The sequence below is a fragment of the Bradyrhizobium sp. Leo78 genome (genome assembly GCF_059512425.1).
In genome coordinates this window covers 242,208-259,831 of sequence record NZ_JCAMOT010000006.1, presented here as the reverse complement: position 1 = coordinate 259,831, position 17,624 = coordinate 242,208, and the positions used below count along the sequence as shown (strand labels likewise).

13 protein-coding genes are annotated in these 17,624 nt (G+C 61.5%); 5 read left to right on the top strand and 8 right to left on the bottom strand.

The features are described 5' to 3' along the window. Window positions 1-121: 121 nt before the first annotated feature. Window positions 122-493, bottom strand: a complete 372-nt coding sequence (locus AC5ZG1_RS10665) for a hypothetical protein (protein WP_456645813.1) — start codon at window positions 491-493, stop codon at window positions 122-124. On the opposite strand from AC5ZG1_RS10665, the gene AC5ZG1_RS10660 reads away from it, so the two are divergent. After that, the gene (locus AC5ZG1_RS10660) at window positions 458-1,558 is read left to right on the top strand and encodes an acyltransferase family protein (protein ID WP_496132812.1); all 1,101 of its coding nucleotides are present in this window, start codon (window positions 458-460) and stop codon (window positions 1,556-1,558) included. The two genes, AC5ZG1_RS10665 and AC5ZG1_RS10660, sit on opposite strands and share 36 nt — an antisense overlap. Window positions 1,559-1,596: 38 nt before the next feature. On the opposite strand, the gene lhpI is transcribed toward AC5ZG1_RS10660, so the two are convergent. The 3 genes from lhpI to AC5ZG1_RS10645 form a co-directional block, all read right to left on the bottom strand. Continuing rightward, window positions 1,597-2,583, bottom strand: coding sequence for a bifunctional Delta(1)-pyrroline-2-carboxylate/Delta(1)-piperideine-2-carboxylate reductase (gene lhpI, locus AC5ZG1_RS10655; RefSeq protein WP_496132811.1), 987 nt, complete (start codon window positions 2,581-2,583; stop codon window positions 1,597-1,599). 141 nt (window positions 2,584-2,724) lie between these two features. Further along, complete coding sequence (locus AC5ZG1_RS10650; RefSeq protein ID WP_496132810.1) at window positions 2,725-4,203, bottom strand: short-chain fatty acid transporter; 1,479 nt, start codon at window positions 4,201-4,203, stop codon at window positions 2,725-2,727. 49 nt (window positions 4,204-4,252) lie between these two features. Then, window positions 4,253-7,657: a molybdopterin-dependent oxidoreductase gene (locus tag AC5ZG1_RS10645; RefSeq protein ID WP_496132809.1), complete on the bottom strand. Its 3,405-nt coding sequence runs from the start codon at window positions 7,655-7,657 to the stop codon at window positions 4,253-4,255. Window positions 7,658-7,810: 153 nt separating this feature from the next. On the opposite strand from AC5ZG1_RS10645, the gene AC5ZG1_RS10640 reads away from it, so the two are divergent. After that, entirely contained in the window at window positions 7,811-8,494 is a 684-nt protein-coding gene (locus AC5ZG1_RS10640) for a GntR family transcriptional regulator (RefSeq protein ID WP_035692213.1), read from the top strand. 89 nt (window positions 8,495-8,583) lie between these two features. Here AC5ZG1_RS10640 and AC5ZG1_RS10635 read toward each other — a convergent pair whose 3' ends face one another. Continuing rightward, the gene (locus tag AC5ZG1_RS10635) at window positions 8,584-11,139 is read right to left on the bottom strand and encodes an ATP-binding protein (RefSeq protein ID WP_496132808.1); all 2,556 of its coding nucleotides are present in this window, start codon (window positions 11,137-11,139) and stop codon (window positions 8,584-8,586) included. Window positions 11,140-11,737: 598 nt separating this feature from the next. Between AC5ZG1_RS10635 and AC5ZG1_RS10630 the strand changes: the two genes are divergently transcribed. After that, a complete protein-coding gene (locus AC5ZG1_RS10630; protein ID WP_496132807.1) occupies window positions 11,738-12,604 on the top strand; it encodes an NmrA family NAD(P)-binding protein in 867 nt (288 codons plus the stop codon). An 80-nt stretch (window positions 12,605-12,684) separates the two neighbouring features. Next, window positions 12,685-13,413: a hypothetical protein gene (locus AC5ZG1_RS10625; protein ID WP_496132806.1), complete on the top strand. Its 729-nt coding sequence runs from the start codon at window positions 12,685-12,687 to the stop codon at window positions 13,411-13,413. A 101-nt stretch (window positions 13,414-13,514) separates the two neighbouring features. Here the strand turns inward: AC5ZG1_RS10625 and AC5ZG1_RS10620 are convergent, their stop codons facing one another. From AC5ZG1_RS10620 to AC5ZG1_RS10610, 3 genes are all read right to left on the bottom strand, one after another. Then, a complete protein-coding gene (locus tag AC5ZG1_RS10620; RefSeq protein ID WP_456645822.1) occupies window positions 13,515-14,066 on the bottom strand; it encodes a MarR family winged helix-turn-helix transcriptional regulator in 552 nt (183 codons plus the stop codon). Between the two features lie 147 nt (window positions 14,067-14,213). Further along, window positions 14,214-15,533: a phosphoribosyltransferase family protein gene (locus AC5ZG1_RS10615; RefSeq protein WP_496132805.1), complete on the bottom strand. Its 1,320-nt coding sequence runs from the start codon at window positions 15,531-15,533 to the stop codon at window positions 14,214-14,216. 87 nt (window positions 15,534-15,620) lie between these two features. Next, complete coding sequence (locus AC5ZG1_RS10610; RefSeq protein ID WP_496132804.1) at window positions 15,621-16,523, bottom strand: LysR family transcriptional regulator; 903 nt, start codon at window positions 16,521-16,523, stop codon at window positions 15,621-15,623. Between the two features lie 57 nt (window positions 16,524-16,580). On the opposite strand from AC5ZG1_RS10610, the gene AC5ZG1_RS10605 reads away from it, so the two are divergent. Then, the gene (locus tag AC5ZG1_RS10605) at window positions 16,581-17,591 is read left to right on the top strand and encodes an alpha/beta fold hydrolase (RefSeq protein WP_496132803.1); all 1,011 of its coding nucleotides are present in this window, start codon (window positions 16,581-16,583) and stop codon (window positions 17,589-17,591) included. Window positions 17,592-17,624 lie beyond the last annotated feature (33 nt).

Here is a 17,624-nt window from a genome sequence, read left to right as displayed (position 1 = left end):
TGGCACCCGAGCCTGCTGCACGGGCTGCTCTCTTGGCATGTGCTTTGGGGTTCCAGCTGCGTTCTGATGGCCGCCACGAAAGGCACGAGAACCCGACAGAATCAGCACGATCTGAGTGTCGTCATGGAAATACGGCCTGAGCCCGAGCGAGCCCCCGCGCCATGATGCGAGCTCGACGATACCAGCGATGTCCATGCGCCGGTAATTCCGGATCGCCGCCGAGGTCAAACGGGTCGCTGATGTTGCCGCTGGTGCCGCTTTCGCGTGCCCTGTCGATGGTGTCGTCGTCCTTGCCATGGCGCGAGATACATCCGTGACGGCGATGGCGCCACATTAAGCATAGCGTCAACCGCTGCTTGTGCCGGTGGAAGGTCTTGCCTACCCGTTTTCGATGGACTCGGCCAAAAATATCACCCGGTATCATGCTCTCGACAGTTGGCGTGGCATTTGCGCTTGCATGGTCGCGCTGTTTCACTTCGACGTTATCAGCCATCTGTCGTTCCTGCCGCTCACCAGAAATGCCTACCTCTTCGTCGATTTCTTCTTCGTGTTGAGCGGCTTTGTCATCGCGTCGAATTATCGTTCGCGTCTCGCTGAGGGCTTCGGCACAGGCCGCTTCCTCCTCCTGCGGCTTGGGAGGATCTATCCGCTGCATCTCGTGACCTTGCTGCTGTTCATTCCCATCGACGCTGCGAAGGACGGTATTGGCCCAAACCTCTTGCAGGCCATCGTCACCAACATTCTGCTGCTGCAGGGGCTCGGCGTTAATCCGCAGAACTGGTTGAACTTCGCGAGTTGGAGCATCAGCACCGAGTTCGCCGCTTATGTGATCTTCGCCGCCGTCGTGAGCAGGATCGGGCCGACAATCTGGCCTTGGCTGCTTCCGATCATTGCGGGGCCGGTTGTGCTCGCCACCATCAGCCCGGACGGGATGAATGCGACTTATGACTATGGGTTGGTGCGCTGCCTTTATGGTTTCGCGCTTGGCGTTCTCGCTTTCGATCTACGAGAGCGCCTCTCAGTGTTGCGCGCACGCCTGGTGCCATCCGTTGAGACATTGCTCGAGGCGGCGAGTCTCGTGCTCGTTGTGGGCTATGTTTCGGTCGCTGGAAGCAGCGTCACTCTGCAGGTCGCCTCGCCGCTGGTGTTTACGCTGGTCGTTCTGGTGTTCGCGCGTGAAGCTGGCGCGGTCAGCCGTTGGCTGACGGTTCCGTCCATGCTTACGATCGGGACGCTGACCTATTCGATCTACATGCTGCATCCGCTCCTCAGGGCAGTGGTGCGGGCCATCCTTATGGTCGTCGAGCGCCTTACGCATACGGAATTGTTTGCCTCTTACGCGTTGAGCCCGGGCCATGAACCGACGAAAGTTGTCTCTCTGAATGGATCGCTCTGGCTTGGTGATCTCCTGCAAATTGCGATGCTGTTGTTGACCGTCCTGCTGTCGGTTGCAACGTATCGTCTTGTCGAGGAGCCCGGGCGTGACTGGGTCAGGCGCTTGATGGATCGGCGGAGGGTCGGCACAGTACGCGGCGCACGACCGGCTTTCGACGCATGACACGCCGAGCTCGTTCAATTTTCATACCTGTCGCGTTATTACGCGATGTGGGCGACGCGCCGTATGCGGGTATTGTATGCAAGACCTGCGGCGGCAAGATCCGCCAGAGCGGTCCCGACTGCCTTGAACATGGTGATGTCGTCGCGCAATCGTCGCCCGTGAACGGCGCCGCTGCACAGTTCGGCTAGCGACGCCTTCAAGTCCTGACGTGACAAAATTCCTGCCTCGATCGGGTGGACGAGATCACCGGCCTCATGTGCCGCCTCATAGGTGTCCACGAATATGGCGGAACGCTTGACGACTTCGTCATCCGATTCCCGCATCGCCGGCGTGAAGGCGCCGATGAGATCGACATGGACGCCGGCCTGCAGCCATTCACCTTTGATCAGTGGCGATGTTGCCAGAGTGGCCGACGTGACGATATCAGCCGTCCTGACGGCATGTTCAAGGTCGGACACGAACACGGCATCCAGTCCGGAGTCGCGGAGACGATCCACCATCCGAATGGCGCTGTCGGCGTTGACGTTCCACACGCTGATCCGGCGAATGTCGCGGACGGCCCGATAGGCTTCCGGCAAAAGGCTTGCGATCCGGCCGGAGCCGAGAATGAGCAGGTTGGTCGCGTCTTCGCGCGCCAGATAGGACGCCGCGAGCGCTGACGTCGCAGCGGTTCGCCGGGCGGTAAGGACGTCACCTGCGACCGTCGCAAGTTGCACACCGGTGCCGCTGTCGAACAGCAGATAGACCGATGTGAGCGCCGGCATCTTGCGCGCGGCGTTGCCCGGGAATACGGCGACCAGCTTGACTCCAAGCAGGTCGTCACCTTCCGATTTCTGCTGCCATGAAGGCATCAGCAACAGCGTCGCGTCCGGCTCGCCCGGAACTGGAATCGTATGATGATGTCGCGGCGGAACCGTGCAGCCCCTGACAAAGAAGCTGCGCAGATGCGGGATCAGCTCATCCATCGGGAGAAGGCGCGTCGCCTCCTCTGCATCAATGGTCTGCAGCGGTTGTTTCTCGGTCATGGCCTTCTCATTGCAAGACTTTGCGTCGCGGCTCTCGCGCGACGCCCGCATGCTGTCGCGGTTGCCGAACCAAATCGACGTTGTGCTCCGGCATGCCGGACGAGGATACGGCCGGGACGTCAGTGCGATCGTCCCGGCGTGTCAGTTCGCGCGGCTCAGCGGTCGATCAGGGAAGAATTGGGGGTGGTAGGTGAAAGTCGTCATCAGGATTGCCGCAAGGATCATGACGATCGGGAAATGCACAAAGAACTGCACCGAGGTGTAGCCGATCAGGTCTTTTGACTTCAAGCCGAGTATGCCAAGCAGCGGAAGCATCCAGAATGGATTGATGAAGTTCGGCAGCGTCTCCGCGATGTTATAGATCATCACGGTCCAGCCCAAATGAGCCCCGATCTCATTGGCCGCCTTCATGATGTACGGGGCCTCGATGATCCACTTGCCGCCAGCCGACGGGATGAAGAAACCGAGTACCGCGGAATAGATTCCAACCAGAAACGAGAAGACGGTCGAGTTGGCGGAGGCGTCCACGAACCAGTGTGCGATGGTGTCGGACAGCGTTACGCCCTTGCTGTTCGGCACCTTGGTCAGCATCTGAGCGATTCCGGCGTAGAAAGGAAACTGCAACAGCACGCCCGAGACGCTTGGCATCGCCTTGGAAAAAGCCTCAAGCAGGCTGCGTGGACGCCAATGCAAGAGGATGCCAAGCACCAGAAAGACGAAATTGTAAGTGTTCAGACCCGACAGGGTGATCAGCGGATTGCCGGACTGGAAGGTTTGCCAGAGCCAGCCCAGCGCCAGCACGACGATCAGGATCGTCAGAATGGGACTGAACTCGAGAAAATCGCCGGGCCGCGCCGGCTTCTTCGGCTCGATTTGGTCGTCGTCGAGCGACACGCCGAGATCCGCGGCGGTCTTGACCAACCTCGGATCTGGAGCAGTCAGGTAGCAGATCGCTGCGGATAGCGCGGTGACGACCACCGTCGTGACCAGATTCTGCCACGTCAGGATCGTCTCGGAGAAACCGATGACGCCGGTGATCGGCAACAGCGAACTCGGGATGCTGGCCGCATTGGCCTGAAGCTGGGCGGCTGATGATGTGATGCCGAGCGTGAAACCGCAGCCGAGGCCGAGATAGCCAGCCGCACCGGCCGCGCGATAGTCCAGCCTGATGTCCGTGCGCCGCGCGATTTCGCGCACCAGCAGGCCGGAAAAGATCAGACTGAGACCCCAGTTCAACAGCGACAGGACGATACTGAGGACACCGACGAAGACCACAGCGCCGCGCGCGGTGGAGGGTACGGCCGCCAGCCGCCGCAGCACCGCCGCGACAGGCGGCGACATTGCGACCACATAGCCGCCGATCGCGACCAGCGCCATTTGCATCGTGAACGGAATCAGATTCCAGAAGCCGTCGCCGAAGGCGCGGCTGACCGCAAGCGGTGAGCCGCCATGCACGATGGTGCCGAGCGCGATCACGACCACGGCAATCAGAACGAACACATAGGCATCCGGAAACCAACGCTCGGCGAAGGCGACCATATGCTGCGAGAGCCTTGCAAGCAGGTTGGTCTGCATCGGCACTTTGTCCGGAAAGGAATTTCTATGCGTAGCGTCGGTCATTGCTGTCCCCATTATTATGTCGGTGTTGGTTTCGTCGCGTCATTGCCGGTCAAAGCGCGAGCGTGAGTTCGGAGAGAGGAACCGTCTGGCAGGTCAGGCACTGGTCCGTCGCGCCCTCATCGCCGCCGAGTTGTGCGACGTCGCCCTTGACGATGCGCATGGCGCAGCTCTCGCACTGGCCGACACGGCAACCGCTGGGAAGAGACAGGCCCGCGGCCTGAGCGGCATCGAGAAGGGTTCCGAGTTCAGGCGACCAGATAAAGCTTTTGTCGGTACCGGCGACGTGAACCTTCTGTGGCTGCAACGTCCGCGGCACGATCGGCGGTGATGCGAACGCCTCCGCGAATACGTCGAAGCGCGGCATGCCCCGTTCTACCAGTCGCTCAGTCATTGATGTCGTGAAGTGCGGCGAGCCGCAAAGATAGGCGAGGGGCCGTTGCGGCAGCAGCGGATCGATCGCCGCTAGGTCGAGCCGGCCCGCATAATCGTAGTCCTGCGCACAGCGATCCTGCGCGCGTGGCGCTGAAAACGCCGTGACGAGATCGAGCTCCGGCAAGAGGTCTGCAAGCTCCCGCAACCGCCGGGCAAAGGGATGCTCATCACCGTTGCGGCAACCATAGAGCAGAAGCACCTTGGCGACGCGCTCCGTCGGCTCGCGCTCCGCCAGCGCCTCGAGGTGACTCATAAAGGGTGTGATGCCGATGCCCGCGGCGAGAAAAATGAGAGGCCGGGGGCCCGCCAGCGGCGGGGTGAAAATTCCTCTTGGCGCCTCGATCTGGACTTGATCACCGACGGTCAGGCGATGGATATGAGCGGAAAGATGACCGGTGTCGCGGGTGTGGGCCAAATCGTCGAAACGCCGTTTCTTTATTGCGACCGACAGGACGTCCTGGCCGCCATGGCCGGTCAGCGAATAGGCGCGGGTCACATCGATTCCCGGCAGGCCCAGCATGATGTGTTGTCCCGGCCGGAACGCGGGAAGCGGGCCGCCATCGCGCGGGAGGAGGTCGAGCGCGACGACATCGTTGGACTCGCTGCGAATGGCGGCGACCGAGAAAGCGCGCCGGCCGACCCAGCGGCCACGGCTCGCGGTCTCGTCCTTGCGAATGTCGCAGCGTATCGCCCGCAGCGGCACCGAGCCGCTGACCGGATCGCGCGTTGCGTCGCTTAAGCCGTCGTTCATGTTCGATGTCGCAAAACCAGCGGAGCTGGTCGCTTCGCGGCCCAGTGGCGGACAATCCTCCCACCAACCGAACTCGGCGATGGCGATGCGATCGTCGAGAGATTCGTTCAGCCGCACGCGCAGCCGTACCTCTCCCGTTGACGTCTCGACGATCGCCCAGTCGCCATCCTCAAGGCCGCGCCGCGCCGCGAACGTGCTGGTGATCTCGATCGCGGGATCAGGCGTTTTCTTGCGAAGCGAGGCGACGTGACGGTGCGAGCTGTGCACGAACCAGCCGCTCTTGGCTGTGGTGAGCACCAGCGGGAAACGGCTGTCGGCGCCGTCTGCAAGCGGGCTTTCTGCAGGCTCGATATGACCTGCCAGCGGCGCGTAGCCGTGATCGAGCATCAATTCCGAGTAGATTTCGACACGGCGGGTGGGCGTGGCAAAGCCCGCGATCGTGCCGTCCTCCCGCTGCACTGCGTATTTTTCGTGCCGGAACTGCTGGGGAAAGCGCAGGCCCTCTGGATGTCGCCGCAGTTCGTCGACGGTTATGCCAAGCGGCGCGAGCTGATGGTTCCAGCCGGCGCGGATGTCGCCACCGAAGAATTGGTTTGCCAGGCCCAGCCTGACGGCGAGCTCGGCTACGATTTCATAGTCTGCCTTGCACTCGCCGAGACGCGGAAGCATCTGCGGACGGAATTGTATCGTTTCGACGGCATCCTGCGTAATCTCGAAACCGATTTTGAGGGCATCCCGCTCCCACGGCATATTGGCCGGCAGGATGATGTCCGCATTCTCTGCCGTCGGATTCATGAACATGTCGACGTGAACGTGAAAGTCGAGTGCACGCAATGCCTCGCGATTGCGTGAGGAGTGCCCCTGAGAAACCACGAAGTTCGTGCCGAAGCTCATCAGCGCCCGGACGCGATAGGGCTCGCCCGTGAGCACGGCGCGGCTGAAATCGCGCGCGGTGATCCATCCCCGGCTTGGCGGCCCGAGCGGCAATTCGTCGATGCCGAGCGCTTTGGCCTTCTGCTCCGGCGGCAACAAGTCATAGTCGTTGACGCTGCGTGTCGGTGGCGGCACCGGCCAGACATTGCCGCCGGGCCGGTCGCAGGCGCCGGTCAGTGCGTAGAGCGTTGCGATCGCCCGCTCGGTCATCGTCGCATTGGTGTGCTGGCCGACGCCGGTCCACGAGTGGTAGGCGAGCCTTGGGCTGTTCTCGAACAGGCCGTAGAACGCAGCGATGTTGCGCTCCTCGAGCCAAGTCACTTCGGCGACGCGCGCGATCGTGTAGGGGGCAGCCTCCGTGGCCAGCAGACGGAAGGCGGTCGCCGCAGCGATGACGCGGCCATCGCGCCCGGCGAGCGTCGCCCGGCCATCCAGCCTGCAGTGCGCAGGATCGAGAGCCGCAACTCGGGCGTCGTAGGCCTGCGCCATCCCGGACTGATCCAGCACGACGAAAGCTTCCGACGCTTGATTGTCCCAGAGTTCGTTGGCACGAACGAAGCGGCCTGTATTGGTGTCGACCAGGAAAGGCCCGTTGGTCCAGCGCGTGACGAAGCCCGCATCGAACGATCCTGTCGCAATGAGATGCCGGATTGCGCCCATCGCGAGGGCTCCGTCCGAGCCGGGACGGATGCGTAGCCAGAGGTCAGCGTCCTGTCCCGATCCGTTCGGCTTGGGATCGACCACTGCAACCCGCGCTCCGCGCCGTCGCGCATTGCCGATACGGGTCGCCTGGGCAAGCCATGTGCGGGCGGGATTGTGTCCCCACAAGACGATGGCATCGGCCTGCTCATAATCCGGAAAGCCGATACCGCGGCCGAAAGTCAGGGCATGGGCATAGTCCTTGTGCCAGCCGCAGATTTCGACGGCGTAGATCAGATTTGGACTGCCGAAGCACCTGATGAAGCGCTCGACCCACTCGAAGCTGTCGACCATCGGTGTGCCGCTGGGCGTGGTGACGGCAAAGGCCACGGTTTCAGCGCCGGATGTTTTGCGAATGCCGCCGAGCTCTCGGGCGATGTCGTCCAGCGCCTCGTCCCAGGAAATTTCGGTCCAGCCCGGATCGGCAGCGTCTCGCGGCGCAGTTCGACGAAGCGGTTTGGTCAGCCGCCGCGGACTATGGACCATCTCCGGTGCGGCGCGGCCCTTTGCACATAGCGCTCCGCCGGTCGGATGCCCTTGCAGGCTCTCGACGCCGATCAGCCGGCCATTCTCGACCACCATGGTCGAGCCGCACCGTGATCGGCAGAGCGTGCAATAGCCCGGGATGCGCTCAGCCATCGTCAATGAAACCGTGTCACAGGGAAGTTAATGTAGCGCGTTACTGTAACGCTTTACACAGCATGATCTGTGGGCATATCCTCCGTCAAGCGCATTTATTGTGCTGCACTTGCTAAGCCGGAGGGCTCTGGAACCGACGAAGCGGAGATGGGGATGGAGCAGAATTTGCGGGAGCAGGTGGTGCAGCAGGTGCGCGCCGAGATCATTTCCGGTCAGAGCGCGCCGGGAACGATGTATTCCGTGCCGACCCTCGCCACGAGCCTCGGCATCTCGACGACTCCGGTGCGCGAAGCGCTGCTGGAGCTGACGCGCAGCGGACTGATCGAACCCATGCGCAATCGGGGCTTCAAGGTGGTCGAACCGACCTTGACCGAACTGCGCAACCTGTTTGATCTCCGCGAAGTCCTGGAGCTCCATGCGGCCGCGATCGTTGCACGCAAGCCAAAGAGGGATCTCGAAGGGCTTTATCGCTTTGCCGATGACATCGCGCGCGCGGTGAGAACGGAAGACCTGAGGCTCTATCTCGAATCCGATCGAAGCTTTCATCAGATGTTGACGGCCGCGGCGGACAATGCACGACTCACCGAGTTGGTGATGGGATTGCGTGACCAAATGCGACTTTACGGTATCAAGTCGCGTGCAGGTCTCGCCCGCCAGAATGAGTCAACCGCGGAGCACTATCAGATCATTGAGCTTGCGATGGCCGGCAAGGAGGAGGCTCTCACCAATCTGCTCAGGCATCATATCAGGGCTTGGGAGCCCATCTTTGTTGAAGCGTTGTCACAGGTGACGATCCCGCGCGAACCGATTGCCGCCAATCGCGGTCGGGGACGCTAGTTGCAGGCTGCTCCACGATCCGCAGCATGCCCGAGGGATTTGCGGTGGCCGCCAACCAGCAATCAGCATTGTGGTAAACGGGTCAGCGCTCATGCTTCGTGCAGCATCGCGTGCAGACGCCGGGCAAGCTCTGCCAGGCGGAACGGCTTTTCGACAATTGGAAATTCCCCGACCGCATTGTGTCGTTCCAATACATCTGCCGCATAGCCGGAGGCGAGCAGGATTCTGATATCCTTGCCGAACTTCCTCGCTTCGCGAGCAAGCTCAACTCCGCTCATTCCGTTGGGCATCACGATATCACTCAGCAACAGCTCGAAATCCTGACCGCTCTGGAGGATCCGAAGCGCGTCCATGCCGTTGCGGGCACAGGAAACCTGATAGCCGCACGTGGTCAGCATGGCTGACGTGGCCTCCAGCAGATCCTCGTTGTCTTCAACGAGTAGAATTCGTTCCGTGCCGGTCGGTATGGCCTGGGGTTGAGAGCACTCCGGATCAGCCTCACGCGCTTGCGCAGCCCTGGGGAGGTATAGATCGATCGTAGTTCCGGCGCCGGGTGCGCTGTTGATGACAATATGGCCACCAGACTGTCGAACGAAGCCATAGACCATGCTGAGTCCGAGTCCCGTACCCTTCCCGACATCCTTGGTCGTGAAGAATGGCTCAAACACGCGGTCCCGCACTTCCGGGGGCATTCCGCAGCCGGTGTCTGCGACGGAGAGCCTCACATACGATCCGGGCGGACAGCCGGACACCGAGCTCCTGTCTTGGACCACGTTCCGGGTTTCGATCTGCAGCACACCTCCATCGGGCATGGCATCGCGCGCATTCAAGGCCAGGTTGAGGAGCGCAGTCTCCAGAAGCGACGGATCAACGCGACACATCCATAATTCTTCATCGAGCCGCAGTTGGACTTCGCATCCATCCCCGACGGCTTGGCGGATGAGTCCCTGGAATTCGGAAAGCAGCCGATTGGGGTTGACGAATTCCGGCTTCAATGCGTGCCCACGGGAAAAGGCGAGAAGCTGCGTCGTGAGCTTCGTTCCGCGATGCACTGAACGTCGCGCCGCTGCGGCGTATTGCCGGATCTTGCCGATATCTGGGGCATCCTCGATGAGTTCGAGATTCGCAGAGATCACCGTAAGCAGGTTGTTGAAGTCGTGCGCGACGCCGCCGGTGAGCTGGCCGACGGCCTCCATCTTCTGGCTCTGATGGAGCTGCTCCTCCATCTGACGGCGCGCCTCCACGGCCTGCTTGTGATCGGTGATGTCGCGGAGGAAGATCGCGAGGCCGTGGCTCGAGGGAAAGGCATTGAGTGCGTACCAGGCCTGCATGCGCGGGCAAAACATTTCGAGATAGGTCGGTCGTCGCTCTGACGTCGCCTCCCGAATTTTCTTCAAGGCTTCCAGATCGGCGGCGACCGGGAAGGCTTCTGGAAGGGCCATGCCGACGATGTTCCGGCCGTGGGCGACACTCGCCGAGGCCGGTCCATTGAGATAGCTGACCCGCCAATCCCGATCGACGATAAGCACGCTGTCGGTGGTGTTCTCAAAGATCATGGTGAACCGAGCGGCAGCTTCCTCGGCTCTCTCCTTTGCTTCGGACAATTCGTGCTCGCGGCGTTCGAGCGCATCGGCCATGGTGTTGAACGCTTCGGCGACCCGGATGATTTCGGATGTTCCCTGGACGTCGACGCGTCGTGCAAGGTCGCCTAGCCGCCATTGGTTGGCGGCGTCGACCAGTTGCTCGAGCGGACGATGGATGAACCGCCGAGCCCCCAGCGACGTCAGGCTCAACACCAGCGCGGTGCTCAGTACGATCAGGAAAACGCCACGCTGTGTGCCGTGCTGGATCTCGGTGAACGCCCGGGCTTTGTCGAGGCCAAAGACGATAACGATTCCCCCATCCTGCAGGACCGAATACCCGACGATCCGCTCCACACCATCGAGATCGACGATATCGGCAGTGCTCCGATGGTCGGGCTTTCGATCGTTATCCCCGGGTATCCTCCGGCCGGCAAAGCGGTCGTTATCGGGATAACGGGCCAGGTACGTGCCGTTCCGGTCCATGATCGCAAGTGCGGCCCCCGGCGGCACATCCTGCTGAGCGATGGAGCCGGCAAGCCAATCCAGGCTGAGGGCGGCTATGACGACGCCGCCAAGCCGGGCATCGTCGCCATAGAAGGGCAGCGCAAAATGAAGGACCTTGCGACCAGTCTGCCGACCGATTGCGAACTCTCCGACTGTGAATTTACCGGTTTTCAGTACGTCGGCGAAGTAGGGCCTTCCAGCCGCGGTCGATCGCTTGTAGTCAATGTTGGTGTCACAGAAGGCGTCGCCGTTCGTGTCGACCACGATGAAGCTGATGAACCCCGGATATCGTCGCATGATCCTGGCGAGGTAGGCGTTGCAGCCTTCGGTGTTCTTCGCCTTTATCGCCGGAAGCTCCGATAGTGCGATCAGGGCTTGATGCATTCCCTGGACGATCTGCCGCTGTTCTGCCGCGGCAAGCTCCGCCAGGTTGAGTGCCTGGTTTTGCACTTCGACTTGGCGGGTGCAACGGAATTGGAATTCATTGTAGGCTTGAATCGCGATAGCTGGGATCAATGCGATAGCCACCAGCAGGAATAGACGTGATAAAAGAGTCACTTGTTTGCTTACCTTCTGCCCGCGACCTGCGGTCCTGCAACGCCCCTCGACCCAGTGGCGCTCTGACGTCGATCGCTGACGAAATGCGATCTGCGATGCTCAGGACAATCATCTTGATCGCGACGCTAATCATGCCGTTGTGTAAATGACGCTTCAGACAAATCCTTCGGTCTCCGTTGTGCGAAACGATGCTCATTCGACGTCCTCGCAAGCGTGAGCAAGGGCACTGCCAGACGCGGCCTGTGCGGTCTTCAAATGTTGGCGAGCTCTGCTACTGGATCATGACGCGATCGGACTGAGAAGTTACATCTGTAACGACAGGAGCTACGCCGCCTTCGTGGCGATGGCCAAGCACGCGCTCGAATCCATCATGCATCTGCGGAGTTTGCCCGTTCTGGATCGCCGATGGCGCGCTTGAGCGGCACGATATCGGTCAAAAGCAGGTAGGCTGTCGCAGGAGCTCCTGCCGCTATCGAATGCAAGTTCATGAAGGAATCCGCCTGTTGCAAAAGTCTTATATGCCCCTATTTTAGGGGAGTATGCCCCTATCGATCAAAGCGGGCCACGGATCGCCGTCTCAAGTGAGGGAGTATCCAGGATGAAACCGACTATCTTGATCGCCGGCGCTACAGGTGCGACCGGCCGCGTTGCCACCAAGCTTCTCCTGCAGCAGGGCTTTCCTGTGCGGGCGCTCGTTCACCGCGATGACGAGCGCTCCAGCAAGCTCCGAGCCGAGGGGGCCAAAATCGTCGTCGGCGACCTCCTCGACTTCCGAGCCGTACGCCGTGCGTTCGATGGGGCGCAGCGGGCATACTTCGTCTATCCGATCCGGCCCGGCATCACCCAGGCGACGGCGCAGTTCGCGCAGGCTGCGCTTGAGGCCAAGGCCGAGTTCATCGTCAATATGTCGCAGAAATCGTCTCGTCGGGATTCGAAAAGCGATGCTGCGCTTCAGCACTGGCTGTCGGAGCGCGTGTTCGACTGGGCCGGGACGCCCGTCGCGCACCTGCGCCCGACTTACTTCGCTGATTGGCTCCTCTACATGCGAAACATGATTCGCGCGGGCCGGATGTCAGTTCCTTTCGGCACGACGGGCCGCCATGCGCCCATTGCTGCGGAAGATCAGGGGGCTGTCATCGCCGCGATCCTGGCCGATCCGGCGCCGCACAAGGGGCAAATCTATCCCCTCTTTGGCCCCGTCGAGCTTACGGCTCCGGAAATCGCCGCGACCGTGGGTAAAATCCTCGGCAAGGAAATCTGCTACGAGAAGATCACCGCGCAGCAGTGGGCGCGCGAAGTCACCGGACAGGAGATTCCGTTCCTTGCACAGCATCTACAGGAGGTAGCGATCGACCACAACGACGGTATCTTCGCTGGGACGAATGACTTGGTCGAGAAGATCGCCGGTCGGCCGCCGATGACCGTCGGTGAGTTCGTCGAGAAGAATCGGGCGGCCTTTCAGTAGGCCGTCCGTCCACGTCAGCTCAACGAACGATAAACATTTCTCGACTTGAGGAACGGCATTTTCGGGATTTGGACGCGCGTATGCATGACCTGATTGGCTTTTCGATCGAAGCGCACGGCGGACTCGCTCGTTGGAATCAGCTCCGACAGATTTCCGCGAGCTTCATCCCTGGGGGGCTCAGTTTCAAGCAAAGGGGACAAGACGCTTTCACCAGGGAGCGAACGAGGGTGACTGTGGACACCCGTGAGCAAAGAGCAGTCTACGTCCCTTTCCTCGGTTCTGGGCAAAGCGCGATTTTTGAGCCGAAGCGCACGGCCATTGCAGCTTCCGATGGCACGATTCTGGAGGAGCTGAATAACCCGCGCGAGTCATTCAGGGATATGGGAACGCCCTGGAGTGCGACCCAATTGGCTTATTTTGCCGGTTACGCGATGTGGATGTATCTCACCATGCCGTTCTCCCTCGTAGGGGAGGGGATCGAAACAGAGGAAATCGGTTCGTGGGCGGAAGACGGAGAGACCTGGCGTGCGTTGAAACTGAAGTTTCCCAAGTTGTTAGTCACCCACTCGACGGAGCAGACTCTCTACTTCGATAGCAACGGGCTGATCCGCCGGCATGACTACGCAGTGGAGATTTTTGGCGGCCGAAAGGCTACTCACTATCGCTATGATCACAGAGCGACAGAAGGCATCACATTCTCCCATAAGCGCCGGGTTTACCTTCCGGATGCCGAGGGAAGGCCAAAAATGGATACGGTGATGATTTCGATCGATCTCGACGAACTCGAACTTTTGCGCGTGGCGCCTTAGCGGCGCAGTGCAGTAGACGGAGCGCGCCTCGCCACGTCAGGTGGCGGACTATGCGGTCAAGCTGGATTCATTGGGCGACGAGCGATTCAAACATCTCGCGGTCAGGGGGATGTGTTTGAACGGCCATATGCCGCTTTCGGCCTATTCCGTCCCGATCTGGCCTGGACCGTTTTGCTCGATTGAACCTTCACCGAAGTCTCTTTCTCGCCGCGCTCGCCCAAACCGCACGAGAGAAGCTGGTCCATGAGTTTGTGCATGGCAAGGACGTTGGAAGCACCGAACTCAGTCTTGAATTCAGCCTGCGCACGTTCCCATCCCGGCCGCGCCAATTTAAACCGCTCCAAACCAGCCTCAGTTATGGAGATGAGGCGAACCCGCCGATCCTTCGGACCGATCTCGATCTTGATCAGGCCGTCACGTTCAAGCGGGCGAAGGTTATGACCGATCGTGGCGCGGTCCATGGTCAGCATCTCTGCCAGCTCAAGCATCGACTTCGGTCCGCGTTGCTTCAGATGACCCAGAATCGCGTATTGCGTGACACGTAACCCGGACGCCGCGATATGCGCATCGTAGAAACGGTTAACATGGCGAGCAGCACGCCGCAGCTTTGTGCTGTTGCACAAATCAAGCACATCGACATCGCCAATCGCCATATTTGCATCTCCTGTCCGCGACTGATGCAAGCCCAGATAGGCGGCTGGTGCAAGATGGTCAAGTATGGGAGGAGGCTACCGACTTCGGCTCCATGTTCGCGCGAGCTTGGTGATTGCTGGCTGCGAAATTGAACAAGGAGATGTCGCTCACGCACGGCCGCCATTTCCCTTGGCGCGGCGCAGCAGCTCCACCACTTGCCGATCCGAGATCTGGTTGAAATCCCGGTAGTGCATGCCGACTGCAAAGAACGACTCCGGATTCATCAGGCAAATGACTTCGTCTGCTTCGGCGTTCAGGGCCTCGAGCGTATCGGGCGGAGCGACCGGCACCGCGAGCACGAGCCGGCGCGCACCCGCCCTGGAGAGTGCCTTGAGCACGGCCCGCATCGTTCCACCGGTCGCGATGCCGTCGTCGATCACGATCACGGTGCGGCCTGTGATGTCGACGGGCGGCTCGCTGTCGCGATAGAGGCAGCGCCGCCGCTCGATCTCTGCGAGCTGGCGGGATGTCTCCGCCTTCAGATAGTCGGCGCCGGGCTCGATGGCGCGAACGATCTCGTCGTTCATCACCACCTGCGGCTTCGCGCCATCGACCACCGCGCCCAGCCCGAGCTCTTCGTGTCCGGGCGCGCCGATCTTGCGCACCAGCACGACATCGAGCGGCGCGTTCAGCGCCTGCGCGACCTCAAATGCGACCGGTACGCCACCGCGCGGCAGTGCCAGCACCACCGGGTTGTCGTTCTTGAACTTCAGAAGCGTCGGCACGAGCCGGCGTCCGGCCTCGCGCCGGTCGGCGAAGATGCGCTCGTCGCAGGTTCCTGTCAGCGGCGATGACAGGAAACGGCGGAACCAGCGTTTGGCATGCTCGATGACCTCCTCAAGCGCGCCGGGTTCTTCAAACAAATGACCGGCTCGTGGCACGATGACCAAATCCTTCTCGCAGGAAAGCGCGGCGAAGGCCGCACGGTTGAGCGGAATGACCGGCAGGTCGGCGCCGCCCACGATCAACAGCGTCGGCGCGGTGACGGCGCGCAGCGCCTCGCCGGCGAGATCGGGCCGTCCGCCGCGCGAGACCACTGCGCCGACGTTCTGCCCTTCGGCCGCGGCGACCAGTGCAGCCGCGGCCCCGGTGCTTGCGCCGAAATAGCCGACGGGCAGTGCCGCGAATTCGGGCCTGGCATGGACCCAGTCCGCGGCTTCTGCGAGGCGTGACGCCAGCAGACCGATATCGAAAACGTTGCCGCGGTTGCGCTCTTCCTGCTCACTGAGGAGATCGAGCAGCAGGGTGGCAAAGCCCGCCTCGCGCAAGCCCGCCGCCACCTGATTGTTGCGCGGGCTGTGGCGGCCGCTGCCGCTGCCATGCGCGAAGATCACGATGGCAGTCGCGTCCTCGGGTACGCCCAGTATGCCGGCGAGATGATGCAGACCAATGTTGACGTCGCTGATCTGCGCTCGTCCGCCCGTCATGATCCAGTCCTCGGCAGGAGAAAGGGCCGCGCTGGGTTCCCTCTAAAACTGTAACTCAGGCCGGTGGTGGATGTTCCTCCGCCGCGCTCACGTGATACCCTCGACAGCGCGCAGCGCGGGTACCACGAAGTCGATGAAGGCGCGCACTGCAGGTCTCAGGAAGCGCGACGTCGGATAAGCCACGTAGAGTTCGCTCGCTCGAATCTCGTACTGCGGCAGCACCTGCACCAGACGTCGCGCACGCAGTTCTTCCGTCACCAATGGAAGCTGTACCGGACCCAGGCCGCGGCCCGTCAGCAAGGCCGCAATAAGGACCCGCGCGTTGTTGGTCTTCAGCACAGGCTGGACTGGCACTTCGATGGTTCTGGCGCCGCTCAAGAGCGTCAGTGTTCCTCGACGAGACAGCACCGCGTCAGTGACGACGAGCGCGTGGTCGGTCAGTGCCTGCCAGCGCCGGACCGGACCATGCTCTGCCAGGTACTCAGGTGTCGCAACCAGGATGCGCTTGATGATGCCGACCTTGCGCAGGACGGTACTTTGGTCCGTCGGGCGTCCCATGCGAACCGCCAGGTCGATGTCTTCATGCACGAGGTCCGCCGCCCTGTTCTCCAGCGTGAGGTCGACCGATACGGTCGGGTGCTGCTTTTGGAAGTCCATGACGATGCGGTGCAGATGGCTTTCACCAAGGCAGACGGGGCCGTGAATGCGCAGCTTGCCACCGACTTCGCCCATATCACGGCGCACCATCTCTACCGCCGCATCGATGGCCGCCAGGGAGGTCCCGCCTGCTTCGTAGAGCATCAGGCCTTGCGGGGTTGGGCGCACCGCGCGCGCGGTCCGCTCGAGCAGGCGCGCACCGGTATACTGCTCGAGGTTGCGCAGCAGCTTGCTCACCGCGGGCTGTGAGACGCCCAGGTCACGGGCAGCGGCGGTGATGGAGCCGCGCTCGACAGTGCGCACGAAAGCACGAAGGGCGGCGGTCAGATCCATTCATAACACCTGGTTATGCAGATCATTCGCTCATAGCGGATAGACGCGGTGCGGTCCATGATGAACATTCCGCGCAAGAACTCGGCCAAGATGAGGTGCACGATGGAATTCGACCGGCGATCACTGTTGTTCGGAGGATCACAGATACTGCTCGCGGGCGCGGCTGCGACAGCGGCCGGACTTCAGTCCGTCTCTGCTCAAGAGAAGCTCGATAGCGCGGAGCCCACTAACATACCGGCCGGGATGTCTAGTCGTTTCGTCGATGTGAATGGCATCCGCATGCACTACGTTGCCATGGGATCCGGCCCTGTCGTCGTTCTGCTGCACGGGTGGCCCGAGACGTGGTTTGCCTGGCGCGGCATCATGCCGCGACTGGCCAGGAAGTTCACCGTGGTTGCGGCTGACCTGCGTGGGTGCGGGCTATCGGAGCGCACCGAGGCTGGATACGACAAGGAGACGATTGCCGAGGACATACGCGCATTGATCGCGCACCTGGGACCCGGTCCAGCCCACGTGGTCGGCCACGATATGGGCGGCAAGGCGGCCTATGTCCTCGCCCACCTTTATCCGCAAGCCGTTTCCAAGCTGGTGCTCGTCGACTGCCTGCTTCCGGGAACCGAGAATTTGGACGCCTTGCGCGGCGGAGCCTGGCACTATGGATTTCACGTGGCGGCGGAGTTTCCGGAGATGCTGACCAGGGGGCGAGAGCGCGACTACATCCGCGCGCAGATTCGGGCCTGGTCGCACAACAAAATGGCCATTTCCGAGGATGCCATTTCAGAGTTCGCCTATCATTACGCCCGCCCCGGCGGAATGACGGCCGGGTTCAACTACTATCGAGCGCTGCGCCAGGATGCGAAGCTCGCCGAGACGCTGCGCGGACGCAAACTGATGCCACCTGTGATGACCATCACCGGGCGTCATAGCGCCGGCGACAAGCTCGCCGAATCCTTGCGTGATCAGGCCGCCGATCTCACGAGTGTCGTCGCGGAGGATAGCGGTCATTTCGTTGCCGAGGAGGTTCCGGATTTCTTCTGCGAGAAGCTGGAGACATTCCTGGTGGGTTGAAGCTTGCTGACGTGGACAAGCGGCGCGAAATCT

Bases quoted from the DNA above. Each gene is read 5' to 3' on its own strand.
- AC5ZG1_RS10665 (WP_456645813.1), bottom strand. From the start codon at position 493: ATGGCTGATAACGTCGAAGTGAAACAGCGCGACCATGCAAGCGCAAAT.
- AC5ZG1_RS10650 (WP_496132810.1), bottom strand. From the start codon at position 4,203: ATGACCGACGCTACGCATAGAAATTCCTTTCCGGACAAAGTGCCGATG.
- AC5ZG1_RS10615 (WP_496132805.1), bottom strand. From the start codon at position 15,533: ATGACGGGCGGACGAGCGCAGATCAGCGACGTCAACATTGGTCTGCAT.
- AC5ZG1_RS10610 (WP_496132804.1), bottom strand. From the start codon at position 16,523: ATGGATCTGACCGCCGCCCTTCGTGCTTTCGTGCGCACTGTCGAGCGC.
- AC5ZG1_RS10630 (WP_496132807.1), top strand. From the start codon at position 11,738: ATGAAACCGACTATCTTGATCGCCGGCGCTACAGGTGCGACCGGCCGC.
- AC5ZG1_RS10625 (WP_496132806.1), top strand. From the start codon at position 12,685: ATGCATGACCTGATTGGCTTTTCGATCGAAGCGCACGGCGGACTCGCT.
- lhpI (WP_496132811.1), bottom strand. From the start codon at position 2,583: ATGACCGAGAAACAACCGCTGCAGACCATTGATGCAGAGGAGGCGACG.
- AC5ZG1_RS10640 (WP_035692213.1), top strand. From the start codon at position 7,811: ATGGAGCAGAATTTGCGGGAGCAGGTGGTGCAGCAGGTGCGCGCCGAG.
- AC5ZG1_RS10605 (WP_496132803.1), top strand. From the start codon at position 16,581: ATGATGAACATTCCGCGCAAGAACTCGGCCAAGATGAGGTGCACGATG.
- AC5ZG1_RS10645 (WP_496132809.1), bottom strand. From the start codon at position 7,657: ATGGCTGAGCGCATCCCGGGCTATTGCACGCTCTGCCGATCACGGTGC.
- AC5ZG1_RS10620 (WP_456645822.1), bottom strand. From the start codon at position 14,066: ATGGCGATTGGCGATGTCGATGTGCTTGATTTGTGCAACAGCACAAAG.
- AC5ZG1_RS10660 (WP_496132812.1), top strand. From the start codon at position 458: ATGGTCGCGCTGTTTCACTTCGACGTTATCAGCCATCTGTCGTTCCTG.